At 62.0% G+C, this 23,740-nt stretch carries 20 protein-coding genes; 18 read left to right on the top strand and 2 right to left on the bottom strand.

Going from position 1 to position 23,740, the window contains the following annotated elements:
• Window positions 1-227 precede the first annotated feature (227 nt).
• A complete protein-coding gene (locus tag ACOCLD_RS17105) occupies window positions 228-785 on the top strand; it encodes a hypoxanthine-guanine phosphoribosyltransferase (RefSeq protein WP_233686374.1) in 558 nt (185 codons plus the stop codon).
• A gap of 5 nt (window positions 786-790) precedes the next feature.
• Window positions 791-1,264, top strand: a complete 474-nt coding sequence (locus ACOCLD_RS17100) for a WbuC family cupin fold metalloprotein (RefSeq protein WP_422910029.1) — start codon at window positions 791-793, stop codon at window positions 1,262-1,264.
• A gap of 5 nt (window positions 1,265-1,269) precedes the next feature.
• On the opposite strand, the gene dauA is transcribed toward ACOCLD_RS17100, so the two are convergent.
• Complete coding sequence (gene dauA, locus ACOCLD_RS17095) at window positions 1,270-3,000, bottom strand: C4-dicarboxylic acid transporter DauA (RefSeq protein ID WP_422910028.1); 1,731 nt, start codon at window positions 2,998-3,000, stop codon at window positions 1,270-1,272.
• 183 nt (window positions 3,001-3,183) lie between these two features.
• Between dauA and ACOCLD_RS17090 the strand changes: the two genes are divergently transcribed.
• The 7 genes from ACOCLD_RS17090 (at window position 3,184) to ACOCLD_RS17060 (ending at window position 9,817) form a co-directional block, all read left to right on the top strand.
• On the top strand, window positions 3,184-3,471 hold the full coding sequence (locus ACOCLD_RS17090; RefSeq protein WP_422910027.1) for a PA4642 family protein: 288 nt from the start codon (window positions 3,184-3,186) through the stop codon (window positions 3,469-3,471).
• A 164-nt stretch (window positions 3,472-3,635) separates the two neighbouring features.
• Window positions 3,636-4,238, top strand: coding sequence for a TetR/AcrR family transcriptional regulator (locus ACOCLD_RS17085; RefSeq protein WP_233686370.1), 603 nt, complete (start codon window positions 3,636-3,638; stop codon window positions 4,236-4,238).
• A 36-nt stretch (window positions 4,239-4,274) separates the two neighbouring features.
• A complete protein-coding gene (locus ACOCLD_RS17080; RefSeq protein WP_422910026.1) occupies window positions 4,275-5,384 on the top strand; it encodes an NADH:flavin oxidoreductase in 1,110 nt (369 codons plus the stop codon).
• Between the two features lie 228 nt (window positions 5,385-5,612).
• Window positions 5,613-6,560 (top strand): alpha/beta fold hydrolase, encoded by a 948-nt coding sequence (locus tag ACOCLD_RS17075; protein ID WP_422910025.1) that lies wholly within the window; start codon window positions 5,613-5,615, stop codon window positions 6,558-6,560.
• A 166-nt stretch (window positions 6,561-6,726) separates the two neighbouring features.
• Window positions 6,727-7,233 (top strand): TRAP transporter small permease subunit, encoded by a 507-nt coding sequence (locus tag ACOCLD_RS17070; RefSeq protein WP_422910024.1) that lies wholly within the window; start codon window positions 6,727-6,729, stop codon window positions 7,231-7,233.
• Window positions 7,233-8,558, top strand: coding sequence for a TRAP transporter large permease (locus ACOCLD_RS17065; RefSeq protein WP_422910023.1), 1,326 nt, complete (start codon window positions 7,233-7,235; stop codon window positions 8,556-8,558). The genes ACOCLD_RS17070 and ACOCLD_RS17065 overlap by 1 nt, the downstream gene beginning before the upstream one ends.
• A 209-nt stretch (window positions 8,559-8,767) precedes the next feature.
• The gene (locus ACOCLD_RS17060; RefSeq protein ID WP_422910022.1) at window positions 8,768-9,817 is read left to right on the top strand and encodes a TRAP transporter substrate-binding protein; all 1,050 of its coding nucleotides are present in this window, start codon (window positions 8,768-8,770) and stop codon (window positions 9,815-9,817) included.
• Window positions 9,818-9,897: 80 nt separating this feature from the next.
• On the opposite strand, the gene ACOCLD_RS17055 is transcribed toward ACOCLD_RS17060, so the two are convergent.
• Window positions 9,898-10,704 (bottom strand): substrate-binding periplasmic protein, encoded by an 807-nt coding sequence (locus tag ACOCLD_RS17055; protein WP_422910021.1) that lies wholly within the window; start codon window positions 10,702-10,704, stop codon window positions 9,898-9,900.
• 318 nt (window positions 10,705-11,022) lie between these two features.
• Between ACOCLD_RS17055 and ACOCLD_RS17050 the strand changes: the two genes are divergently transcribed.
• The 9 genes from ACOCLD_RS17050 (at window position 11,023) to hrpA (ending at window position 23,654) form a co-directional block, all read left to right on the top strand.
• Entirely contained in the window at window positions 11,023-12,396 is a 1,374-nt protein-coding gene (locus ACOCLD_RS17050) for a glutamine synthetase family protein (protein WP_233686364.1), read from the top strand.
• A 39-nt stretch (window positions 12,397-12,435) separates the two neighbouring features.
• Window positions 12,436-13,824, top strand: coding sequence for an aldehyde dehydrogenase family protein (locus ACOCLD_RS17045; RefSeq protein ID WP_422910020.1), 1,389 nt, complete (start codon window positions 12,436-12,438; stop codon window positions 13,822-13,824).
• Between the two features lie 8 nt (window positions 13,825-13,832).
• Complete coding sequence (locus tag ACOCLD_RS17040; RefSeq protein ID WP_422910019.1) at window positions 13,833-15,002, top strand: iron-containing alcohol dehydrogenase; 1,170 nt, start codon at window positions 13,833-13,835, stop codon at window positions 15,000-15,002.
• Window positions 15,003-15,185: 183 nt separating this feature from the next.
• The gene (locus ACOCLD_RS17035; protein ID WP_422910018.1) at window positions 15,186-16,109 is read left to right on the top strand and encodes an ABC transporter ATP-binding protein; all 924 of its coding nucleotides are present in this window, start codon (window positions 15,186-15,188) and stop codon (window positions 16,107-16,109) included.
• A complete protein-coding gene (locus tag ACOCLD_RS17030; protein ID WP_233686360.1) occupies window positions 16,106-16,840 on the top strand; it encodes an ABC transporter permease subunit in 735 nt (244 codons plus the stop codon). Before ACOCLD_RS17035 ends, ACOCLD_RS17030 begins: the two co-directional genes overlap by 4 nt.
• An 8-nt stretch (window positions 16,841-16,848) precedes the next feature.
• Window positions 16,849-18,684, top strand: a complete 1,836-nt coding sequence (locus ACOCLD_RS17025; protein ID WP_422910017.1) for a GldG family protein — start codon at window positions 16,849-16,851, stop codon at window positions 18,682-18,684.
• A 148-nt stretch (window positions 18,685-18,832) separates the two neighbouring features.
• Window positions 18,833-19,021 (top strand): 4-oxalocrotonate tautomerase, encoded by a 189-nt coding sequence (locus ACOCLD_RS17020; RefSeq protein ID WP_090251538.1) that lies wholly within the window; start codon window positions 18,833-18,835, stop codon window positions 19,019-19,021.
• Window positions 19,022-19,259: 238 nt separating this feature from the next.
• On the top strand, window positions 19,260-19,469 hold the full coding sequence (locus ACOCLD_RS17015; protein ID WP_090251540.1) for a cold-shock protein: 210 nt from the start codon (window positions 19,260-19,262) through the stop codon (window positions 19,467-19,469).
• A gap of 135 nt (window positions 19,470-19,604) precedes the next feature.
• Complete coding sequence (hrpA, locus tag ACOCLD_RS17010; protein ID WP_422911832.1) at window positions 19,605-23,654, top strand: ATP-dependent RNA helicase HrpA; 4,050 nt, start codon at window positions 19,605-19,607, stop codon at window positions 23,652-23,654.
• Window positions 23,655-23,740: the final 86 nt, after the last annotated feature.

Genomic DNA, 23,740 nt, shown 5'->3' with positions numbered 1-23,740 from the left:
CGGGTAAAAAACTGGCCTAGATTAAAGCATTGGCTATGCCAAGTGCTGGGCCTGGATGGTCTAAAGTCGCTAAAAAGTAGCTAACTTGTCGCTGCTTGCGGGTAATTGCCGCAGTTGGTCTGCCGGGGCTTGCTCTGTTTGGTGCAGATGCGTACCTTTGCCGGCTTTTATTTTGACGCATCGATCAGCTTTCTGGTTCGGGCGTCCCGCTCCCAAGAGGAAACAGCATGTCCGTCGATCTCGCGCATATCCGCCAAGTCATGGCCGAAGCCGATTGCCTGCACAGCAATGCCGAGGTTGAGGTGGCCATCGACAGCATGGCGGCCGCCATCAACAGCGATATGGCCGACAGTAACCCCGTGGTGTTCTGCGTGATGAACGGTGGGCTGATCTTCTCCGGCAAGCTGCTGCCCAAGCTCAACTTTCCGCTGGAGTTGTCCTACCTGCACGCCACCCGCTATCGCAATGAAACCAGTGGCGGCGAGCTGTTCTGGAAGGCCAAGCCGGAAATCTCCTTTATCGACCGCGACGTGCTGATCATCGACGACATCCTCGATGAAGGGCACACCCTCGGTGCAATCATCGATTTCTGTCGTCACGCCGGCGCCAAGAACGTGCGCATCGCCGTGCTGGTAGATAAAACCCACGACCGCAAGGCGCGCCCGGACCTCAAAGCCGATTACGTTGGCATGTCCTGTGTTGATCGCTATGTGTTTGGCTATGGCATGGATTACAAAGGCTACTGGCGCAACGCGCCGGGTATCTACGCGGTTAAAGGGCTGTAAGACGTATGAGTGGGCCGCGCTTTCTCGATCAGACTCTGTTCGGCGCACTGGCCGAGCAAGCGGCGGCCAGCCCACGGCAACGCCAGCACCATAACTTCCACCAGATGGAAGAGCCTTGCCATCGCATGGCGGTGGGGCTGCAGCCGGACACCTATATCCCGCCGCATCGCCATCTTGCGGCGGACAAGGCCGAAGCGCTGCTGGTACTCAAAGGCCGCCTGGGTCTGCTGATTTTCAATGACACCGGTGAAATGCTGGATAAGCGCGTACTGCAGGCCGCTGGCGAGTGTGTCGGCGTTGATCTGCCGCCTGGTGTATTTCACGCTCTGGTGGTGCTGGAAGCCGACAGCATTCTGTTTGAATGCAAAGCCGGGCCCTACAAACCTGTGGGGGAAGGCGAGCAAGCCAGTTGGGCACCGCGTGAGGGCGAGCCTGGTGTTGCCGAGTACCAGGCCTGGATGCGCGCACAATTCACTTAGTTCGTTTATTCCCCATCGTTCTTGGGCGCTAACAAGCGCAACGCTTTCTCTTTGGCTTGGGCCAGGTCGCGTACATACGCCAGCTCACCCTCGACGCGCACGATGCCGGCACGGCGTAATTGCAGGCGCACCTGGGGCGTGGGCCCGCTGAGCACCAGAGCGACCTGCTGCTCGCGGTAGTCGCGCAGCACATTGTCCAGTGCGGCAATCGCGGTCATATCCAGCAGGGGGACGGCGCTGATGTCGACGATCACCACCTTCACCCCCGGGGTAAAGCGCCTGAGTACGCTCAGGGCTTTTTCTGCTGCGCCGAAGAACAGTGGCCCGCGAATGGCGTAGGCCAGCACGTGTTCGGGCAGGTCATTAAGCGCCTGGTGAAAGTGCTTGGGCAGTGGCGCGGTGTCGGTCAGGTCGCTCATACGCTTGATAAACAGCCCAGCAGCCAGCAGCAAGCCAACGCCTACCGCCAGCACCATGTCGAACAGCACGGTGAGGATCAGGCAGGTCAGTAGCACCAATACATCGCTGCGCGGGGCGATGCGCAGGGTGTGGCGCACATGCCGGGGCTCGCTCATGTTCCACGCTACCACCAGCAGCAAAGCCGCCAGCGCGGCCATCGGCAGGTAGCTGAACAGAGGCGCGAGAAACAAAATGGCGATCAGCACCACGCCGGCGTGGGTAATCGCCGCCAGTGGCGAGTAGGCCCCCGCACGCACGTTGGCGGCGCTGCGGGCAATCGCCGCGGTGGCGGTGATGCCGCCAAAGAAGGGCGCGACCAGGTTGCCGATGCCCTGGCCGATTAGCTCGCCATTGGGGTCGTGCTTGCTGCCGGTCATGCCATCGGCGACTACCGCGCACAGCAGTGATTCGATGGCCCCGAGCATGGCGATGGCAAAAGCCGGCGCCAGCAACTGGCGCAGCAACTCGAAACTCACCACCAGCGGTTGACCATCGGCACCGGGCAGCTGCCAGGGCCAAACCAGGCTCGGCAGAAACGGCGGAATACCCGGGTGCTCAATCCCATTCAGGCTGTAGCTGAAGCGTTCGCCTAGGGTGGCCACCGGAATTTGCAGGCTTTCCAGCAGCAGCCCAAGCAGTGCGCCAACGGTCAGTGCGACCAGATGACCGGGGATTTTCGGCACCCAGCGTGGCCAGATCAGCAGCACCGCCAGGCACACCAGCGCCACCAGGCTGTCGCCCAGTTGCAGGCTGGGCAGGGCGTGCAGCAGGCCGTTGAGCTGGTCCAGATAGTGATTGGGCTGGCTGCTCAGGTGCAGGCCAAGCAAATCCTTGATCTGCAAGGTGGCGATGACGATGCCGATACCAGCGGTGAAACCCAGGGTGACTGGGTAGGGGATAAATTCGATCAGCCGCCCGGCGCGCATCAGCCCCAGGGCAATCAGGATCAGCCCGGCCAACAGGGTACACAGCAGCAGGCCGCCGAGGCCGAATTGATGCGTCACCGGCAGCAGAATCACCACAAAGGCGGCAGTCGGCCCGGAGACATTGAAACGCGAGCCGCCAAACAGGGCGATCAGCGTGCCGGCCACCAGCACCGTATACAGACCGTGCTGCGGCGCCACACCCACGGCAATCGCCAGGGCCATGGCCAGCGGAATGGCGATAACGCCTACCGTTAACCCGGCGCTCAAGTCGCTGCGCAGGTTTTTCCAGCCGTAACCGGCGCGCAGGGTCTGGCGCCAGGCGGAGAACAGCGGCGGTAAGGGCAGCGACATAATGACTCCCAACTCGATAGGCGCAGTATAGGGTTTGAGTACGGTGGGCTGTGTTGACCTAAGTCGGCTATTGCCCATATGTGGCGCGTGTTAAAAGGCTCGGCTGGCTTGCACTCGTTGAGCCCTCGGCCACCCCGGAGTTACACTGCCGCCCCCGTGTGGCCTGGTTAGCTGGAGTGAGTGATGCGTAAAGACAAGAAACAGGTGATTGGTGAAGAGATTGGTGACGAGCCGATCAAGCTGTTCCTGACCGTGGAACCGGCGGATGCCACGCCGCCATCGCTGCACAAGCTGGTCAAGGCCTACCGTGGCTTGCGTATCGATGACTTCGAGCGCTTTGTCGGCTTCTTCGTTGCTGCCGGCTACGACCTGAACGCCAAGGATGCCCGGGGCAATGACTTTATCGCGCTGATCCAGGATCAACGCTTTGCCGAACCCTACATCGACGTGATCAAAGCCGCTCGCGGCTGACATCGAGTCAGCGCGCACAGCGCTGACCAAGGCTCACGCCTGCCCACAAAGCCGCGACCTGTTCGCGGCTTTGTCGTTTCTAAAAACTGCGCGGCTTCTTGCTGATAATCACGCAAATCAATAGTGCTGGGTGAGGCGAGACGACCGGTCATATTCTTGCCGGCATGAACTCCAGCATCCGACTCGACAAGCGTGACCTGATCCTCGCCAAAGGTGCCGAGGTGATGACCCGTCGTGGTTATCACGGCGCCGGTGTGCAGGAAATCGTCCAGGCGGCGGGGGTGCCGAAAGGCTCCTTTTATCACTACTTCGCCAGCAAGGAAGACTTTGCCCTGCAGGCCCTGCAGCAGGTCTATCAGCCACGTCTGGCGCGTTATGCCGAAGCCCTGAGCAACGCGGCGCTGAGCCCGCGTGAGCGCATCCTCGGTTATTACAGTGAGCTGGTGGAGCACTTTGCGCGCCAGGAACGTCTGGAATACCACTGCTTTATCGGCAGCCTGAGCTTCGAAATGGCCGAGCTGTCGCCGACGCTGGGTGCGCAGGTCGATGCGATTCTGCAAGCCTCGGCGGACATCCTGCAGGCCTGCCTGGAGCAGGCGCAGGCCGCGGGTGAACTCCCTGCTGACGAAGATTGCCGCAACCTGGCGAGCTTTATCGCCAACGCCTGGCAAGGCGCGCTGACCCGGCTCAAGGTGGCCAACAACACCCGCGCCCTGACTGACTTTATCCACCGTTTGCAGCTGTTGTTGCAGGCTTCCCCCGTTTAACCAGTTGCGCTGCTCCAAGCGCCCCGAGGAATGATGATGACCGATTCAGTTAAAGCGCTGTTCCAACCCTTCAGCCTGGGCAACCTGGCGCTGCCGACCCGTGTGGTCATGGCGCCGATGACCCGTTCCTTCTCCCCAGGTGGCGTGCCCAACAGCAAGGTCATCGAGTATTACCGCCGCCGCGCCGCTGCCGGTGTTGGCCTGATCGTCACCGAAGGCACCACCGTCGGTCACAAGGCCGCCAACGGTTACCCGAATGTGCCGCGTTTCTACGGCGAGGACGCCCTGGCCGGCTGGAAGAAAGTGGTCGAAGCGGTGCACGCCGAAGGCGGCAAGATCGTTCCGCAACTGTGGCACGTGGGTAATGTGCGCAAGCTGGGCACCGAGCCGGATGCCAGCGTTCCAGGCTACGGTCCGAGCGAGAAGATCAAAGAGGGCAATGTCGTGGTTCATGGCATGACCCAGGACGACATCAAGGACGTGATCGCCGCCTTCGCCCAGGCCGCCAAGGATGCCCAAGCGATTGGCATGGACGGCGTGGAAATCCACGGCGCCCACGGTTACCTGGTCGACCAGTTCTTCTGGGCCGGCAGCAATCAGCGTACCGACGAATACGGCGGTGACCTGGCGCAGCGCTCGCGCTTTGCCATCGAACTGATCCAGGCCGTACGCGCTGCAGTGGGCCCGGAATTCCCGATCATCTTCCGCTTCTCGCAGTGGAAGCAGCAGGACTACACCGCACGCCTGGTGCAGACCCCGGAAGAGCTGGGAGCATTCCTCAAGCCGCTGAGCGACGCCGGCGTGGACATCTTCCACTGCTCGACCCGCCGCTTCTGGGAGCCGGAGTTCGACGGCTCGGACCTCAACCTGGCCGGCTGGACGCGCAAGCTCACCGGCAAGCCGACCATCACCGTCGGCAGCGTCGGCCTGGACGGCGAGTTCCTTCAATTTATGGTCAACACCGACAAAGTGGCCCAGCCGGCCAGCCTGGAAAACCTGCTGGAGCGCCTGAACAAGCAGGAGTTCGACCTGGTTGCCGTAGGCCGCGCGCTGTTGGTCGATCCGGATTGGGCGGTAAAAGTACGCGATGGCCGCGAGCAGGACATTCTGCCGTTTAGTCGTGATGCCCTGACCAGCCTGGTCTAATAACCCGTTTTATCGTGTGCGCCGCAAAACGGCGCAACACTCCTCAAGCCCCGGCACATCGGGGCTTTTTTTCGTCTTTTAAATGAGCAATCTGTAGGGACGGGCCATGCCCGCGAAGCCCTTATCGCGGCCATGGGCCGCTCCTACAAAAGCTTGCTGCACGACGGTCACAGGCAAGCTGCGCCTCGTTGGCTAGTATTGCCAGTGCCCCGTCCTCAGGTGTCGACCATGAAGCGTGCCGTACAGATCGCCGTATCCGTTGTGTTGCTGATACTTATCAGTCTGGCCGCTGCGGTCGCCTGGAACTGGGCGCCGGATCGCCCCGTGGCGGACCTCAAACCGCGCTGGGCTTTGCCGCCGTCGCAGTTTGTCGCGGTGGACGGCATGTTGGTGCACCTGCGCGACCAGGGCCCGCGCGATGACCCCGCGCCAATCGTGTTGCTGCATGGTACCTCGGCCAGCCTGCACACCTGGGAGGGCTGGGTGTCGGCGTTGCAGGCCAAGCGTCGGGTGATAAGCCTCGATCTGCCGGGCTTTGGCCTGACCGGGCCATTCCCCGATGGTGATTACCGCATGGCCCACTACAGCGCCTTTCTCGGCCATGTGCTGGATCAGTTGCAGGTGCCGCGTGCGGTGGTGGCGGGCAACAGCTTTGGCGGGCAACTGGCCTGGCAATTTGCCCTGGACTATCCGCAGCGTGTTGAACGGCTGGTGCTGGTGGATGCCGCCGGTTATCCGCGCAACGCCACCTCCATGCCCATCGGTTTTCGTCTGGCGCAGATTCCCGCGCTAGCGCCACTGATGGCCAATCTGTTGCCCCGGCAGATGATCGAGGCAAGCATCCGCAACGTCTACGGCGATCCGGACAAGGTCAGCGATGAGCTGATTGATCGCTACTACGAGCTGACCCTGCGCGCCGGCAATCGTGAAGCCTTGCGTCAGCGCTTTATCCAGGCCGAAGTGGGGCAGAGCTACACCCGTATCGCCGAACTCAAGGTGCCGACGCTGATTATCTGGGGTGGTCGCGATGAGTTGATTCCGCCGGTCAACGCCGAACGCTTCAAGCGCGACATCAAGGGCAGTCGTCTGGTGCTGTTCGACGACCTCGGCCATGTGCCCCAAGAAGAGGACCCCGCACGCACCGTGGCGGTGCTGATGGGCTTTCTAGAGGGCTAGCCGGGGTTTAGGGCGGTTTTTTGCTGCGCACTAAGCTGCTGATATTTCGAGAGAGATTACCTGTGCAAAAGAGCTGGCGTGCTTTGTGCTAACGCACTTTGCGCTGATTGGCTTTGGCCAATCTTGGTCTAGGCTCTCGGAATAACAATTATTCGGCAGGTGCAGTATGCCCAAGGCCATCAGGCTGTTTGTGCACGCAGTGGAGGCGCTCAACCGCGTGGTCGGGCGCTTCGCCATGTACCTGATCTTCGCCATTCTCGGCGTGCTGCTGTATTCCTCCATCAGCAAGACGTTCTTTATGCCGGCCGCCTGGACGCTGGAATCGGCGCAGTTTCTGATGGTCGCCTACTTCCTGCTTGGCGGCGCCTATTCCATGCAGCTCGATGCCCATGTGCGCATGGACCTGTTCTACAGCCGCTGGTCGCCACGGGCCCGCGCGATCATCGATGCGATCACCATCGGCTTTCTGATTTTCTACCTGGTGTTCCTGCTCTACGGCGGTATTTCCTCGACCCAGTACGCCATTGAGTACAACGAAACCAGCTACTCGGCCTGGTCGCCGAAAATGGCGCCGATCAAGATCATCATGTGCGTCGGTATCGCCCTGATGCTGCTGCAGGCCATCGCCACCCTGTTCAAGGACATCGCCGCCGCGCGGGGGGAACCGCTGTAATGGATTACGAGCTGATCGCCCTGCTGATGTTCTCCTCGATGATGTTGCTGCTGCTTACCGGCAAACGGGTATTTGGCGCGATTGGTTTTGTCGCGGTGGCGGCGGCCCTGCTGTTGTGGGGCGATGGCGGTTCGGAAATGGCCTTCAGTGCGGCCATGAAGCTGATGAAGTGGTACCCACTGCTGACCCTGCCGCTGTTCGTATTTATGGGTTACATGCTCTCCGAATCGGGGCTGGCCGAAGACCTCTACAAGATGTTCCACGTCTGGATGGGCCCGCTCAATGGCGGTCTGGCCATCGGCACCATCGGCCTGATGGTGGCGATCTCGGCGATGAATGGCCTGAGCGTGGCGGGCATGGCCATTGGCGCGAGCATCGCCCTGCCGGAGCTGTTACGTCGTGGTTACGACAAGATCATGGTCACCGGGGTGATTCAGGCCGGCAGTTCCCTCGGTATTCTGATTCCGCCCAGTGTGGTGCTGGTGCTGTACGGCATGATCGCCCGCCAGCCCGTCGGCCAGCTGTGGTTGGCCGGGGTGTTTCCCGGCTTGCTGATGGCGGGGCTGTTTATCCTCTATATCGCCATACGTTGCCGCTTGCAGCCCGAGCTGGGGCCGGCGCTGTCTGAGCAGGAGCGCAGTCAGATCAGCCGGCGCGAGAAGCTCTTGCTGCTCAAGGCCGGCATTGCGCCGTTGTTTATCTTCTTCTGCATGACCGGGCTGTTTCTCATGGGCATCACCAGCCTGGTGGAAAGCTCTGCGGTGGGCGCAGCGGCAGCCACCCTGATGGCGCTGGTCAAGGGGCGTTTGACCCGCAGCGTGATGGAAGAAACCCTGCGCAAGACCCTCGGCATCAGCTGCATGTTTATGTGGATCATCCTCGCCGCCCTGTGCTTCGGCGCGGTGTTCGACGGCCTCGGCGCGGTCAAGGCGATTGAGGCGTTCTTCCTCGAAAGCCTCGGCCTGGGACCGTGGCAGGTGCTGATCTTGATGCAGCTGTCGTTCATTATCATGGGCATGTTCCTCGATGACACCGCCATGCTGGTGATCGTCGCCCCCCTCTATATTCCGCTGGTCGGCGCCCTGGGCTTCGACCTGGTCTGGTATGGCGTGCTCTACACCATCACCTGCCAGATCGCCTATATGACCCCGCCCTTTGGCTACAACCTGTTTCTGATGCGCGCCATGGCTCCGCCGGAAGTCTCGCTGCGCGACATCTACGTCTCGGTTACCCCATTCGTGCTGATCATGGTGCTGGCGCTGGTGCTGGTCATGGTCTTCCCGCAGATCGCCCTGTGGCTGCCGCAGTGGCATTACGGCGGCTGAGCACATGAATTTCAGCTGTAGGCCAGCGCAGTCGCACCTATAGAAGCCAGTGAGGATTACTGCGGCATGTGCTGCTTATGCCGTGCGCAATCCTCAAGGGCTTTTGAGCAATCAGGTGCAGGTTGCCCCTCTGAAAACCCTGCCAGTGCCCCGTGGGCCAGGCAGTGCGGTTGTATGCCATCTGAATCGACAAGCCTGGAGATAACAGCATGAGTACGAGACGCAGTTTTCTGAAAACCGCCGCGGTGGCCACCGGGGCAGCAGGGGCAACGGCATTGGGTTCGGCGCATATCTACGCCGCCGAACCGAAGAAAATCGTCTGGCGCCTGCAGACCTATGCCGGCGCGGCCTTGGGCGAGCATGTGATCAAACCGTCCATCGACGCCTTCAACAAGGCCGCCAATGGCGAGATGGAAATCCAGCTGTATTACGCCGACCAGCTGGTGCCCACCGGCGAGCTGTTCCGCGCCATGCAGAAGGGCACCATCGATGCCGTGCAGAGCGATGATGACTCCATCGCCGCGCCCGTGGATATCTCGGTGTTCGGCGGCTACTTCCCCTTTGCCACCCGTTACAGCCTGGACATTCCAGTGCTGTTCAACCAGTACGGGCTCAATGAAATCTGGGCCGAGGCCTATGGTGAAGTCAAAGGCGTGACCTGGCTCGGCGCCGGCGCCTGGGACCCCTGCCACTTCGCCACGGTCGAGCCAATCACCAAGCTTGAGCACCTCAAGGGCAAGCGCATCTTTACCTTCCCCACAGCCGGCAAGTTCCTCACCCGCTTTGGCGTGATCCCGGTAACCCTGCCCTGGGAAGATGTCGAGGTGGCCATGCAGACCGGCGAACTGGACGGCATTGCCTGGTCTGGTATCACCGAGGATTACACCGTCGGCTGGGCCAACGTGACCAAATACTTCCTCACCAACAATATTTCCGGCGCCTGGTGCGGTTCCTACTTCGCCAATTCGGACAAATGGGCCGAGGTGCCCGAGCACCTGAAAACCCTGTTCAAGCTGTGCATGGACAGCTCCAACTACTACCGTCAGCACTGGTATTGGGGCGGCGAGGCGCAACTGCGGGTCGAGGGTGGCAAGTTGCAGCTGACCTCTATTGCACCAGAGGAGTGGGCCACTGTTGAGGCCGAAGCCCAGGTGTTCTGGGATGAAATCGCCAAGACCAGCCCGCGCTGCGCCCGTGTGGTGGAAATCTTCAAGAAGTACAACGCCCTCATGGCCAAGGCTGGCGCGCCTTATCGCTGACAGCTGCCTGGGTTCGCTACACCTCACGCCCGCATTGCAAAATGCGGGCGTATTTTTTGCGCGGCGGGCAGGCGGCTCAGTCAGTGCGCGTAGCGATCGCGCAAGGCTTGGAAGCGACCATCCTGCTGCACGTGCAACAAGGCAGCGCGCCAGCGCGCGATATCCTGCTCCGGCATCCCACGTGACAGGGCGATAAAGCCTTCGTCGCGGCCCAGTTGCACGGCGCTCGGGCGTACCCTGTCAGCCGCGACGCCAGCCTCGTTCAGCCTGTGCGCCAGCCCGGAGTCGGCCGAGGCAACCAGCGCAACCCGGCCGGCTGCGAGCATGCCGAAGCAGGTGCTGTAGGCGTTGTTGCGTTTTAGCTGGGTGAACGCCATGGCCGTAAGGCGTTCGTCATGGGAGCTGCCGTTGAGCACGCACACCGAGAGGTTCTTGGCATCTTCCAGTTTGTGGATACCAGTGGGTCGTTGGCTGTTCTCGTAGAGCCAGTCGGTCTCTTCCCAGATGGGCCCGACCCAGTGCGCCAGCGGCAGGCGCTCCGGGGTTTTGCCAAGGTTGAAGAGCACCACATCGTCACGCTGTTGCAGTTGCGCCAGCCCACGCGCCAAGGGCACTTCCTGGATTGCCAGCGGCTTGGCCATATCAGTCAGCAGCTCGCGCACCAGCTCCAGAAAGAACGCCCGCTTGCCGGCATGTTCGCGGCCGCGTAACTGGCCGTCGATCAGCACGGCCTGGTTATCCAGGCTGTGGGTGTAGATCAGCCAGTCACGTGCCAAACAGGCCGTAGGCGCAAGCCAGGTAGCGAGGGTCAGTACCAGGGCGGCGGCAACTGCTGCGCGATTCCGAGTCTGGCCGGGCGCTGGCTGGGGGCGGGGCATCGGGTTCAAGCAGTCTCCGGTATGGCTTCTGGCAGCCACTTGGCGCATGCAGCCAGGTGTTCGGCGGGCGGTGGTCTGTGCTTTTACAGCAGAGCAGTGTCTGCCGTCACCTGTGCTGCAACGCTTGCCGGTTGTTTTGCCTAATTGCCCAGCCAACTTGGCAAACCTGTACCACACTGATGGAGCTTTTTGCCGGGTGTTCTAACAGGTGTTGGTTAGTAGTCAGGGCGCGTTGTGTGGTGGTTGTGGGGATGCGCTTGAGACGCTGTTGTTGCCTGCAGGACTGACACCGGATGTCGGCCATAACAACAATAGACAGGTGCATTTATGCTCAATCCGCGAGACGTGAAAACCGTTCAGGATGCCAAGCGTATTGTCGAAGAGCGCGGCCTTAGCCATATCAAGGTCGGGGTGTTCGATAACGATGGCGTGATGCGTGGCAAATACCTCAGCCGCAGCAAATTCTTCTCTGCCCTCGACAGCGGCTTTGCCTTCTGCGATGTGGTGCTTGGCTGGGACGTGAAGGACCAGCTCTACGACAACGCCCAGTACACCGGCTGGCACACCGGTTACCCCGATGCCCCGGTGCGCGTGCTGCCGCATACCTGCCGTGAGTTGCCCTTCGAGAACGGCATGCTGCTGTTTATCTGCGAGTTTGCCGAGGCGGCGGAAAAAGTCTGCCCACGCGGCACCCTGCGGCGGGTGGTCGAGCGCAGCAAGGCCATGGGCTTTGATGCGTTCGCGGCGCTGGAATATGAGTTCTTCATGTTCGATGAAACCCCCGAGTCGGCGCGCGAGAAGGGCTTTCGCAACCTCAAGCCGTTTACCCCGGACTGGTTTGGCTACTCGATGATCCGCAACTCGGTGCACGCCGAGCTGTACCACGAGATTCTGGAAATGGCCGAGCGCATGGATTTTCCCATCGAAGGCCTGCACACCGAAACCGGCCCCGGTGTGCTGGAGGCGGCCATTGCCTACGACCGCGCCGAAGCCGCCGCCGACAAGGGCGCGTTGTTCAAGACTTTTATGAAGGTGCTGGCCCAGCGCAACGGTCTGATGGCCACCTTTATGGCCAAGTGGTCGGGCAAGTATCCGGGGCAGAGTGGGCATATCCACGTGTCGCTGCGTGATCTGGCCAGCGGCAAGTCGGCGTTCTATGACCCGAGCCAGGCGCACAACATGAGCAAGATTCAGCGCCACTTTCTGGCTGGCCAGCAGCGCCTGATGCCGGAATTCCTGTGCATGGTGGCGCCCACGCTGAACAGCTACCGCCGGCTGATTCCCGGCTTCTGGGCGCCCACCGATGCCACCTGGGGAGTGGAGAACCGCACCGCCGCACTGCGCGTCATTCCCGGCAGCGACAAATCCCAGCGTCAGGAATATCGCCTCGGTGCGGCCGACGGCAATCCGTTTCTGGCCCTCTCGGTGGCCCTCGGCTCCGGTCTGTACGGTGTGATGCAGCAGTGGGAACCCACCGAGCCGGTGGTGGGGAATGCCTACGCCATGAAGCACCCGGAAGAGCTGGCCCTGCCGCGCACCCTGTGGGATGCGGCGCAACGGCTGAAGGGGTCGACAGCGGCGCGGGAGCTGTTTGGCGATGAGTTTGTCGAGCACTTCGCCGCCAGCCGCGAATGGGAAGAGCGCGAATACCGCCGGCATGTCAGCGACTGGGAACTGGATCGCTACTTCGAAATTATCTAGCGCGCAGCCCCGGCTGATTGGGCTTATGGAGTCTTTTCAATGAGCAAACTGCAATGCATTTCCCCCATCGATGGCTCGGTGTATGTCGAGCGCCATCTGGCCTCCAACCCGGAGATTCAGGCGGCTCTGGCCAAGGCTGAGTTGGCGCAGCAGGACTGGAAGACCACCCCGCTGGCTGAACGTATCGCCATCGGCCGTAAGGCGATTGCTGCGTTCGCCGCCAAGGAAACCCAGCTGGCTGAAGAGCTGTGCTGGATGATGGGCCGGCCGATCCGCTATGCCGCAGGCGAAGTGCGCGGCTTTGTCGAACGTGCCAGCTATATGGCGGATATCGCCGAGCAGGCCCTGGCCGATATCCAGGTGCCGGAAAAGCCCGGATTTATCCGTTTTATCCGCCGTGAACCGCTGGGTGTGGCGCTGGTGATCGCGCCCTGGAACTATCCCTACCTGACGGCGGTAAACGCGGTGATGCCGGCGCTGCTGGCCGGCAATGCGGTGCTGCTCAAGCACTCCGCGCAAACCCCGCTGTGTGCCGAGCGCATGGTCGAAGCCTTCAGCGAGGCCGGCTTGCCGGACGGGGTGTTCCAGTACCTGCACCTGAGCCACGGTGAAACCGAGGCGCTGATCCAGGCACCGACCATTGCCCATGTGGCCTTCACCGGTTCGGTACCCGGCGGCACCATGGTCGAACGGGTGGCGGTGGGGCGCTTTCTCAGCATCGGCCTGGAGTTGGGCGGCAAGGACCCGGCCTATGTGCGCGCCGACGCCGACCTGGCCCACGCGGTGGAAACCACAATAGACGGCGCGTTCTTCAACTCCGGGCAATCCTGCTGCGGTATCGAGCGCATCTATGTGCACGAATCGCTGTATGACACCTTCGTCGAGCAGGCGGTGGCGCTGGTCAAACAATACAAGCTAGGTCGTTCCGATGACCCGGACACCACACTCGGCCCTTTGGTGCGTGCCGAGGCGGCGGATTTCGTCCGCGGGCAGATTCACGATGCCATCGAGCAGGGCGCCACCGCGCACCTGGTGCCGGCCGACTTTGCCCTGGACCACCCCGGCTCCCAGTACCTGGCGCCGCAGGTGCTGACCAATGTGCACCACGGTATGCGGGTGATGACCGAAGAATCCTTCGGTCCCGTGGTGGGCATCCAGAAGGTCAAGGATGACGAAGAAGCCCTGGCGCTGATGAACGACAGCGAGTTTGGCCTGACGGCCGCGATCTTCAGCCGTGACGTGGATGCCGCCATGTCCCTGGCCGAGCGGGTAGAGGCGGGCACGGTGTTTCTCAACCGCTGCGACTATCTCGACCCGGCACTGGCCTGGACCGGGGTGAAGAACTCCGGGCGCGGCTGCACCCTGTCCAGCGTCGGCTTCGAGCACGTCACCCGGCCGAAATCCTTCCACTTCAAAACTCAGCTGTGAGGCGCGCCATGGACCTGAATCACTACCGCATGAACTGGAATTACCCGACCTCGGTGCGCGTCGGCGTGGGCCGCATCAACGAGCTGGCGGCGGCCTGCCGGCAACTGGGCATGAGCGCACCGCTGCTGGTCACCGACCCTGGCCTGGCCGCCTTGCCGATGATCGACCGCGCGCTGTTGCACTGCCGCGATGATGGCCTCAAGGCCGGGTTGTTCCATGGCATCAAGGGCAACCCCACCGGGCAGAACGTGATGGACGGGGTGGCCGCGTTCAAGGTCGGCAAGCATGACGGGGTGATCGCCTTTGGCGGCGGTTCGGCGCTGGATGCCGGCAAGGCCATCGCCCTGATGGTTGGCCAGGATCGACCGTTGTGGGATTTCGAGGACATCGGCGACAACTGCAACCGCGTCAATGTTGCCGGCATGGCACCGGTGGTGGCGGTGCCGACGACCGCCGGCACCGGCTCGGAGGTCGGTCGCGCCTCGGTAATCACCGATGATGCCGCACATATCAAACGCATCATCTTCCACGCACGCATGCTGCCGGCGCTGGTGATCCTCGACCCGGAGCTGACCCTCGGCCTGCCGGCCAAGATCACTGCCGCCACTGGTATGGATGCGCTGTCGCACAACCTGGAAGCCTTCTGTTCACCGCTGTTCCACCCCATGGCCGAGGGCATCGCCCTGGAAGGCATGCGCCTGGTGCAGCAGTATCTGCCGCGCGCGGTGGCGCAGGGCAGTGATGTTGAAGCGCGCTTGCAGATGCTGGTGGCCTCCAGCATGGGCGCCACCGCATTCCAGCGCGGTCTGGGTGCCATGCACGCCCTGGCCCATCCGCTGGGCGCGCTGTACGACGCCCACCACGGCCTGCTCAACGCGGTGCTGATGCCCTATGTGCTGGTGGCCAACCGCGAACGTATCGAGCCGCAGATGGAGAAAATGGCGCGCTACCTGAACCTGGCTAAGCCCGGTTTTACGGGCGTACTTGAGTGGGTGATGACGCTGCGTGAGCAGGTCGGTATCCCGCATAGCCTCGGCGAGATCGGCATTGATGATGCGCGCATCGAACAGGTCGGGCAGATGGCCGAGGTTGACCCATCCGCCGGCACCAACCCGATTGCCTTTACCGCTGCGCAATACAGCCAGCTGTTCGAGAAAGCCCTGCGCGGCACCCTCTAATCTCTAGCTCTTCCAGCGCTGCTCGCGTGGGCGAGCAGCGCTGTAGCGAACAGATACATGACCCGCCGGTTCTTCGCTTGCGCTGCCTGCGCGTGACTCCTTATATTCCCCCGGCATTTAAGCGCGCCCGGCTTGCGCCTGCCCGGCTGTAAGCAGGGCCTGTTACCGCAACGGTGAGAGGCCATGATCGAAATAAAAAATCTAACCAAGCGTTTCGCGCAGCACACCGCGGTGGACGACCTGTCCTTCAGCGTTCAGCCCGGTGAAGTGCTGGGCTTTCTCGGCCCCAACGGCGCCGGCAAATCCACCACCATGAAGATGCTCACCGGCTTTCTGGCGCCGACCTCAGGCAGTGCCAGCATCCTCGGTTTCGATATCCAGAAAGACACTCTCAAGGCTCAGCAGCAGATCGGTTATCTGCCTGAAGGTGCGCCGTGCTACGGCGATATGACGGTGCGCAGTTTCCTCGAATTTATCGCCGAGGTGCGCGGTTTCAAGGGCGCCGAGAAACGTGAGCGGGTGGCCAACGCGGTGGCTCAGGTCGAGTTGGACGCCGTGCTGGAACAGTCGATCGAAACCCTGTCGAAAGGCTTCAAACGTCGCGTCGGTCTGGCCCAGGCGATTCTGCATGACCCCAAGGTGCTTATTCTCGATGAGCCCACCGATGGCCTCGACCCGAATCAGAAGCATCAGGTACGCAAGCTTATCCAGAGCCTGGCCCACGACAAGATCGTGATCATCTCCACCCATATCCTTGAAGAAGTCTCCGCTGTGTGCACCCGCGCGGTGGTGATCGCCCACGGCAAGCTACTGGCCGATGGCACGCCGCTGGAGCTGGAAAGCCGCTCGCGCTATCACCAGGCCGTCACCCTGGTGGCTGCCGAGCCGCTGGACCAAGCCGCACTGGCTGCGCTGCCGGGCGTGGCCGGGGTGGAAGAAAATACCCTGGAACACAGCTTGAGCATCCTGGCCAAACCGGGTGAAGTGATCTTCCCGCAGGTCAATGCGCTGATCGCCGAGCGCGGTTGGCAGGTCAAGGAATTGAATGTCGAACGCGGGCGGCTGGACGAAGTGTTCCGCAGCCTGACCCGTGGGGAGGTGGTATGAGTCAGCTGTCGGTGGTCTTCAAACGCGAGCTGGCGAGCTACTTCGCCACGCCGCTGGCCTATGTATTTATCCTGATCTTCCTGGTGTTGTCCGGGGTGTTCACTTTCTACCTCGGTGGTTTCTTCGAGAGCGGCCAGGCCAACCTCGCGCCGTTCTTCAATTTCCACCCCTGGCTGTACCTGTTTTTGGTGCCGGCGATTGCCATGCGCCTGTGGGCCGAGGAGCGCAAGAGTGGCACCATCGAGCTGCTGATGACCCTGCCGATCACCCGTTTCGATGCGGTCACCGGTAAGTTCCTCGCCGCCTGGGCCTTTGCCGGTCTGGCGCTGCTGCTGACCTTCCCGATGGTGATCACCGTCAATTACCTGGGTGAGCCGGATAATGGCGCGATCATCACCGGTTACATCGGCAGCTGGCTGCTGGCCGGCGCCTACCTGGCGATTGGCTCGTGCATGTCGGCCCTGGCGAAGAACCAGGTGATCGCCTTTATTCTGGCCGTCAGCGTGTGCTTCCTGTTTATCGTCAGTGGCTTCCCCATGGTGCTCGACGGTTTCAGTGGCTGGGCGCCACAATGGCTGGTGGATGCCGTGGCTTCGCTGAGCTTCCTGACCCGTTTCGATGCGATCAGCAAGGGCGTGATCGACCTGCGCGACCTGCTGTATTTCCTCACCCTGATTGCCGCCTGGTTGGCAGCGACGGCGGTGGTAATCGACCTGAAGAAAGCTGACTGAGGCCGCCCATGAAAAAGCTGATGGTTTCCAGCGCCGGGCTTGCACTCATTGCCCTGGCGTTTCTCGCCTTCAACCTGTTCTCCAGCGTCAGCCTCAGTGGCGTGCGTCTGGATCTGACCGAGCAGAAGCTCTACACCCTTTCCAGCGGCACCGAGCAGATTCTTGCCGAGCTGGACGAGCCGGTGGAGCTGAACTTCTTCTATTCCGACACCGCCACCAAGGACCTGCCGGCGCTGCGCACCTACGCCAAGCGTGTTGAGGAAATGCTCAAGGCCTACCAGCGTGAGGCGGATGGCAAACTCAAGCTGACGATCATCGACCCGGCACCGTTCTCCGAGGACGAAGACAAAGCCGCCGAATTTGGTCTGCAGGGCATTCCGCTGCAGCAGGGCGGCGACTCGATCTACTTCGGCCTGGCCGGCAAAAATGCCGAAGGCCAGACCCAGGTGATCCCGTTCTTCGCCCTGGATCAGGAAGAGTTCCTTGAATACGAACTCAGCCGCCTGGTGCAAAGCCTGGCCAAGCCCGAGCGGCCGGTGGTCGGCGTGTTGTCTGGCTTGCAGGTCAACGGCGGTTTCGACATGGCCGCACGCCAGCCGACACCGGCCTGGATGCTGATCGAGGAAATCCGTCAGCTGTTCCAGATCGAAAGTCTCAAGCGCGATGTCGACCTGATCCCGGAAAAGGTCTCGGTGCTGCTGCTGATTCACCCCAAGCAGCTGCCCGAGCAGACCCTGTATGCGATTGACCAGTTCGTCCTGCGCGGCGGCAAGTTGCTGACCTTTGTCGACCCGTTCAGCGAGGCCGATACCCAGGCCGAAATGCCCGGCGAGATGGTTATCGACAAAGCCTCCGACCTGCCCGCGCTGTTCAAGGCCTGGGGCCTGCGTATGGTGCCGGATCAGGTGCTGGGCGACGGCTCCTACGCCATGTCGGTGAGCATGGGGCAGGGCCAGCGGCCGGTGCGTCATGCCGCCTGGCTGAGCCTGCCGAAAAACGCCCTGGACAAGGACGACATCAGCACCGCCTCGCTGGAAACCATCACGGTGGCCACCGCCGGCATGCTGGAGCCGCTGGACGGTGCAAAAACCCAGTTCATCCCGCTGATTCGCAGCTCGCAATACGCCATGCCGTTTGATGTCAAACGCTTCGGCATGCTGGCCAACCCGGAAGAGCTGATCCGCGAACTCAAGCCCACCGGTGAGCGTTACACCCTGGCCGCGCGTATCAGCGGCCCGGCGCAAACGGCTTTCCCTGAGGGGATCGAAGGGCAGAAGGATGGCCTCAAGCAGGCTGACAATATCAACGTGATCGTCGTCGCCGACACCGACATGCTCACCGACCGCATGTGGGTTCAGGTGCAGGACTTCTTCGGTCAGCGCATTCCGCAGCCCTGGGCGGACAACGCCGGTTTCGCGATCAACGCCCTGGATAACCTGGCCGGCTCCGAAGCGCTGATCAGCGTACGTTCGCGCGGTCGCTTTACCCGGCCGTTCGAGGTGGTGGACGCTATTCAGCGTGAGGCCGAGGTCAAGTTCCGTGAGAAGGAACAAGCCCTGCAAAATCAACTGGCCGATACCGAGCAGAAGCTCGCTGCCCTGCAGCAGAGCGATGACCCCAGCAAAGCCCTGGAGCTGACGCCCGAGCAACAGGCGGCGGTGCAGCAGTTCGTGCAGCAGAAGCTGGCGATCCGCAAGGAGCTGCGCGACGTGCGTTACCAGCTGAATGCCGATATCGAGGCCCTGGGCAGCACGCTCAAGTTCCTCAATATCGCCCTGGTGCCGCTGGTGCTGACCCTCGGCGTGCTGGCGCTGTGGTTGTGGCGTCGGCGCCGTCACGGCTGATCCCGCCTGTACCTGCAAAGGGCCGCTTGACGCGGCCCTTTGTGTTTCTGTCCTGCCGGTCAGATAATGCCCCCGCGCCTAATGCGCCAAGCGGATCGCCGTGACCGATCTAAGCAGTCCTGTTAACTCAGTCTTGAGGATTAATTAGATGCCTACCCTCCTGGTCAAAATATTCGAAGGCCGCAGTGATGAGATCAAACGCGAGTACGCCAAGGCCCTGACCGACGCGTCGACCAAGGTGCTTGGCTGCGATGCCAGCGCAGTGGATGTGATCTTCGAGGAAGTGAAAAAAGGTGACTGGGCCACCGGTGGCGTGATGTGGTCTGAGCGCGACTAACTGGCTTTTACCTTGGCCCGTGGTGATGGGTTACGCCGCTGCGCGGCTAACCCATCCTAGGTCGATTATTCTGCTCCGCGAATATCGCTGCATAGCTTGTCCTGTATGGCCTGCAGCCTTCCTGCAAAAAGTGCTTTTCAGTCATAAACGCTGTTTTATACTCGGCCTTCGGTGATGGCCGGGCACTCGCCTGCAGGCCGCACCACACAATAAAAACTGCACGCTGGAGATACAGGTAATGGCTGAGCGCGAGACAGGCACCGTCAAGTGGTTCAATGATTCCAAGGGTTATGGCTTTATTCAGCGCGAGAGCGGCGCGGACGTGTTCGTGCATTTCCGTGCGATCCGTGGCGAAGGCCATCGCACTCTGCTCGAAGGGCAGAAGGTCGAGTTCGCCGTGACCCAGGGGCAGAAGGGCTTGCAGGCTGACGACGTGTCCGCCGTTTAAGTCCACTCCCGCAGTAGAAAAGCCCATCACCGATGGGCTTTTTGCTTTCTGCCCTTCGGTCGTTTTCCCCCAGGCAAAAATGCGACAATCGCCGCCTTCCTGTTCTTCCCCTTGACCCCACCCCGCGATTACTCGATGACCGACGCCACGCCTGCTTTTGATCAACTGTTGAAAAACCTCGACCAGACCCTGCTGGGCGATCGTCATCGCCTGCGCCGTCAATTGTTTGAGCTGCGCAAGCAAACGCCGGTTGATGAAGCCAAGCTGGCGCAGTGGCTGCAGCGTTTCGAGGCGTCCAAGGCCAAAGTCGAGGCGCGACGTTTGAGCGTGCCGACCCTGCGCTACGATGACGCGCTGCCAATTGCCGCCAAGCGCGATGAAATCAAAGCCGCCATCGCCGGGCATCAGGTGGTGGTGATCGCCGGGGAAACCGGATCGGGCAAAACCACCCAGTTGCCGAAAATCTGTCTGGAGCTGGGCCGTGGCGTGCACGGGCTGATCGGCCACACCCAGCCGCGCCGCTTGGCCGCGCGCAGCGTGGCTACCCGAGTAGCGGAAGAAATCGGCACGCCGCTGGGCGAGCTGGTCGGCTATCAGGTGCGCTTCGAGGACCAGAGCAACGAGCGCAGCCTGATCAAGTTGATGACCGACGGTATCCTGCTGGCCGAAACCCAGCACGACCGTTACCTGGAAAAGTACGACACGATCATCGTCGACGAAGCCCACGAACGCAGCCTGAACATCGACTTTCTGCTGGGCTTTCTGAAAACCCTGCTGGTGCGCCGCCCTGACCTCAAGCTGATCATCACCTCGGCGACCATCGACCTGCAGCGCTTCTCCGAGCACTTTGGCGGCGCGCCGATTGTCGAGGTGTCGGGCCGCACCTTCCCGGTGGAGACCTGGTACCGGCCGCTGGCGGCTGAGCAGGACGAAGACGGCAACCGCGTCGAAGAAGACCTTTCGGTGGATCAGGCGATTCTCGCCACCCTGGATGAAATCAGCGCGTTCGAGAAGAGCGAAGGCAAGCGCCCTGGCGATGTGCTGGTGTTCCTGCCCGGTGAACGCGAGATTCGCGACGCCGCCGAGGTGCTGCGCAAGGCCAACCTGCGCCTGACCGAAGTGCTGCCGCTGTATGCGCGCCTGACCCCGGCCGAGCAGCAGAAGATTTTCGCCCCCATGGGCGCACGCAAGATCGTGCTCGCCACCAACGTCGCCGAAACCTCGCTGACCGTGCCGGGCATCCGTTATGTGATCGACTCCGGTACGGCGCGCATCAGCCGTTACAGCTACCGCGCCAAGGTGCAGCGTCTGCCCATCGAGGCCATCAGCCAGGCCAGCGCCAACCAGCGCAAGGGCCGTTGCGGGCGGGTCGAGCCGGGCATCTGCATTCGTTTGTACAGCGAGGACGATTTCAACGGCCGACCGGCTTTTACCGCCCCGGAAATCCTGCGTACCAACCTCGCTGCGGTGATTCTGCAGATGCTCCATCTGCGCCTCGGCGAAATTGATGCGTTCCCCTTTATCGAACCGCCGGATGGCAAGGCCATCAGTGACGGCTTCAACCTGCTGCAGGAGCTCTCGGCGGTCAGCCGCGAAGGGCAACTGACGCCGCTGGGCCGCCAGTTGGCGCGCCTGCCGGTGGACCCGCGCCTGGGTCGGATGGTGCTCGAAGGGGCCAAGCAAGGCAGCCTTGAGGAAATCCTGATTATCGCCAGCGCCTTGTCGGTGCAGGATGTGCGCGAGCGGCCGTCCGACCGCCAGCAGGCCGCGGACCAGGCCCATGCGCAGTGGAAGGATGTGGACTCCGACTTTGCCGCGCTGATCAACCTCTGGCGCGGCTTTGAAGAACAGCGCCAGGCGCTGGGTTCCAGCGCGCTGCGCAGCTGGTGCCGGAAGAACTTCCTGAATTATTTGCGCCTGCGCGAATGGCGCGACGCGCACCGACAGCTGGTGCTGATTACCCGTGATTTGCAGCTTGGCAAACCGGCCAGCGATGCCGGTAAAAACGCACCGCGGGCTAACGAGCAGACGCCGGCTACTCAGGATCGCCGCAATGCCGCACCACCGCACTCCGCTGTGCAGAAAGAAAAAGAGCTGGCCGAAAAAGACCAAGCCGCCCAGCGCGCCAAAGGCTACGCCGCAGTGCATAAGGCGATTCTCGCTGGCCTGCTCAGCCAGATCGGCCAGAAGACCGAAGACGGTGACTACCTCGGCGCCCGTCAGCGGCGCTTCTGGGTGCATCCGTCCTCGGTGATCGGTCGCAAGAAACCCAGCTGGCTGATGGCCGCCGAACTGGTGGAAACCACCAAACTGTTTGCGCGCATGGTCGCCAAGATTGAGCCGGACTGGATCGAGCCGCTGGCCGGCCATCTGATCAAGAAAAACCATCTGGAGCCGCACTGGGAGAAGAAGCGCGGCCAAGTGGTGGCCTATGAACAGATCAGCCTCTACGGCCTGATCGTGGTCGGCCGCCGTGCGGTGCATTTTGGTCCAATTGATTCTGTAGCCTCGCGCGAGCTTTTTATCCGCGAAGGGCTAGTAGGCGGTGAAATGCACAGCCGCGCCAAGTGCCTGACGGCCAACCGCCAGCTGCTGGAAAAACTCGACGAACTGGAAGCCAAGGCACGTCGTCGCGACATTCTCGCTGACGAGGAAACCCTGTTCGCCTACTACGAGGCGCGCCTGCCGGCGAACATCTACCAGAGCGCCACCTTCGACAGCTGGTACAAGACGGAAAGCGCGAAGAATCCGCAGCTGTTGCTGATGCGCGAAGAAGATGTGCTCGCCCGCTCGGCCTCCGAAGTCACTGCCGCCCAGTACCCGGACACCCTGCGCCTGGGCGAACTGACCCTGCCGCTGTCGTATCACTTCGAGCCCAACCACCCGCGCGACGGCGTGACCCTGCGCGTGCCCGCGCCGCTGTTGCCGCAACTGCCGCCCGAGCGTCTGGAGTGGCTGGTGCCAGGCCTGTTGGAAGCCAAGTGCATGGCCCTGGTGCGCGGCCTGCCTAAGGCGCTGCGCAAGAACTTTGTACCGGTGCCGGATTTTGTCGGCGCTGCGCTGAGCAAGATCAGCTTTGCCGACGGCAGCCTGCCCGAGGCACTCGGCCGCGAGCTGACGCGTATGACCGGCACGCGGGTCAGCGAGGAAGCCTGGGCCGAATCTGCCGCGCAGCTTGAAGGCCATCTACGGATGAATATCGAAGTGGTCGACAACCAGGGTAAACCCCTGGGCGAAGGCCGCGACCTGAGTGAACTGACCGCGCGCTTTAGCGAGGCGACCCAGGCCGGCCTGGCCCTGCCACAGAGCGCCAAGAGCCAGCAGCCGGTGGAGGCCAAGGCCTTTAGTGAAGTGGCTGCGAAGACCCAGCAACAGGTCGCCGGCCTGTCCATGACCGTCTACCCGGCGCTGGTGGAGGAGGCGGGTGTGGTCAAGGAAGGGCGCTTCCCGACCCTGGCCGAAGCCGAGTTCCAACACCGCCGTGCGCTGCAGCGCTTGCTGCTGCAGCAACTGAGCGAGCAGGCCAAGTTTCTGCGCGGCAAGTTGCCGGGGCTGACCGAACTGGCGCTGCTCTATCGCGACATGGGCCGAGTCGATGCGCTGGTTGAAGATATTCTGCTGGCCAGCCTCGACAGCTGCATCCTCGAAGGCAGCGAGCCACTGCCGCGTGATGGTGCTGGCCTGGCGGCCCTGGCCGAGCGTAAGCGCGGCGACTGGACCAGTCATGCTGAGCGGTTGGCCAAACTGACCCTGGAGATTCTCAAACTCTGGCATGGCCTGCAGAAGCGCTTCAAAGGCAAGATCGACCTGGCCCAGGCCATGGCACTGAACGACATCAAGCTGCAGTTGAGCAATCTGGTGTATCCCGGCTTTGTCCGCGAAACCCCGGTCCAGTGGCTTAAGGAAGTGCCGCGCTACCTCAAGGCCATCGAGCAGCGCCTGGACAAGATCGGCGGCCAGGTGCAACGTGACCGCGTGTGGAGCGTCGAGCTGGCGGGTTACTGGGAGCAGTACCAGGCGCGCCTGGGCAAACACAGCCAGGAAGGCAAACGCGACCCGCAGCTGGTGCTGTACCGCTGGCTGCTGGAGGAGTACCGCGTGTCGCTGTTCGCCCAGCAACTGGGCACCAAACTGCCGGTCTCCGACAAACGCCTGAGCAAACAGTGGAGTAGCGTCGAGGCCTAAGCGAGTTGCGCCATATTGGCGGCTCGCCGGCTTACTTGATCACGGGGTGGTACTGCTAGACTCAGCTGACATCCCATCGAGCCCGC

Source organism: Pseudomonas cimarronensis, assembly GCF_049331905.1.
Classification (GTDB): Bacteria; Pseudomonadota; Gammaproteobacteria; order Pseudomonadales; family Pseudomonadaceae; genus Aquipseudomonas.
This window is presented reverse-complemented; position numbering and strand designations above follow the sequence as displayed.

What these genes read in the sequence shown, in the direction of transcription:
- ACOCLD_RS17070 (WP_422910024.1), top strand. Translation starts at nt 6,727, where the DNA reads ATGCCCAAGGCCATCAGGCTGTTTGTGCACGCAGTGGAGGCGCTCAAC.
- ACOCLD_RS17020 (WP_090251538.1), top strand. Translation starts at nt 18,833, where the DNA reads ATGCCTACCCTCCTGGTCAAAATATTCGAAGGCCGCAGTGATGAGATC.
- ACOCLD_RS17040 (WP_422910019.1), top strand. Translation starts at nt 13,833, where the DNA reads ATGGACCTGAATCACTACCGCATGAACTGGAATTACCCGACCTCGGTG.
- ACOCLD_RS17050 (WP_233686364.1), top strand. Translation starts at nt 11,023, where the DNA reads ATGCTCAATCCGCGAGACGTGAAAACCGTTCAGGATGCCAAGCGTATT.
- ACOCLD_RS17100 (WP_422910029.1), top strand. Translation starts at nt 791, where the DNA reads ATGAGTGGGCCGCGCTTTCTCGATCAGACTCTGTTCGGCGCACTGGCC.
- ACOCLD_RS17065 (WP_422910023.1), top strand. Translation starts at nt 7,233, where the DNA reads ATGGATTACGAGCTGATCGCCCTGCTGATGTTCTCCTCGATGATGTTG.
- ACOCLD_RS17035 (WP_422910018.1), top strand. Translation starts at nt 15,186, where the DNA reads ATGATCGAAATAAAAAATCTAACCAAGCGTTTCGCGCAGCACACCGCG.
- ACOCLD_RS17085 (WP_233686370.1), top strand. Translation starts at nt 3,636, where the DNA reads ATGAACTCCAGCATCCGACTCGACAAGCGTGACCTGATCCTCGCCAAA.
- ACOCLD_RS17075 (WP_422910025.1), top strand. Translation starts at nt 5,613, where the DNA reads ATGAAGCGTGCCGTACAGATCGCCGTATCCGTTGTGTTGCTGATACTT.
- ACOCLD_RS17030 (WP_233686360.1), top strand. Translation starts at nt 16,106, where the DNA reads ATGAGTCAGCTGTCGGTGGTCTTCAAACGCGAGCTGGCGAGCTACTTC.
- ACOCLD_RS17080 (WP_422910026.1), top strand. Translation starts at nt 4,275, where the DNA reads ATGACCGATTCAGTTAAAGCGCTGTTCCAACCCTTCAGCCTGGGCAAC.
- ACOCLD_RS17105 (WP_233686374.1), top strand. Translation starts at nt 228, where the DNA reads ATGTCCGTCGATCTCGCGCATATCCGCCAAGTCATGGCCGAAGCCGAT.
- ACOCLD_RS17025 (WP_422910017.1), top strand. Translation starts at nt 16,849, where the DNA reads ATGAAAAAGCTGATGGTTTCCAGCGCCGGGCTTGCACTCATTGCCCTG.
- ACOCLD_RS17060 (WP_422910022.1), top strand. Translation starts at nt 8,768, where the DNA reads ATGAGTACGAGACGCAGTTTTCTGAAAACCGCCGCGGTGGCCACCGGG.
- dauA (WP_422910028.1), bottom strand. Translation starts at nt 3,000, where the DNA reads ATGTCGCTGCCCTTACCGCCGCTGTTCTCCGCCTGGCGCCAGACCCTG.
- ACOCLD_RS17090 (WP_422910027.1), top strand. Translation starts at nt 3,184, where the DNA reads ATGCGTAAAGACAAGAAACAGGTGATTGGTGAAGAGATTGGTGACGAG.
- ACOCLD_RS17045 (WP_422910020.1), top strand. Translation starts at nt 12,436, where the DNA reads ATGAGCAAACTGCAATGCATTTCCCCCATCGATGGCTCGGTGTATGTC.
- ACOCLD_RS17015 (WP_090251540.1), top strand. Translation starts at nt 19,260, where the DNA reads ATGGCTGAGCGCGAGACAGGCACCGTCAAGTGGTTCAATGATTCCAAG.
- hrpA (WP_422911832.1), top strand. Translation starts at nt 19,605, where the DNA reads ATGACCGACGCCACGCCTGCTTTTGATCAACTGTTGAAAAACCTCGAC.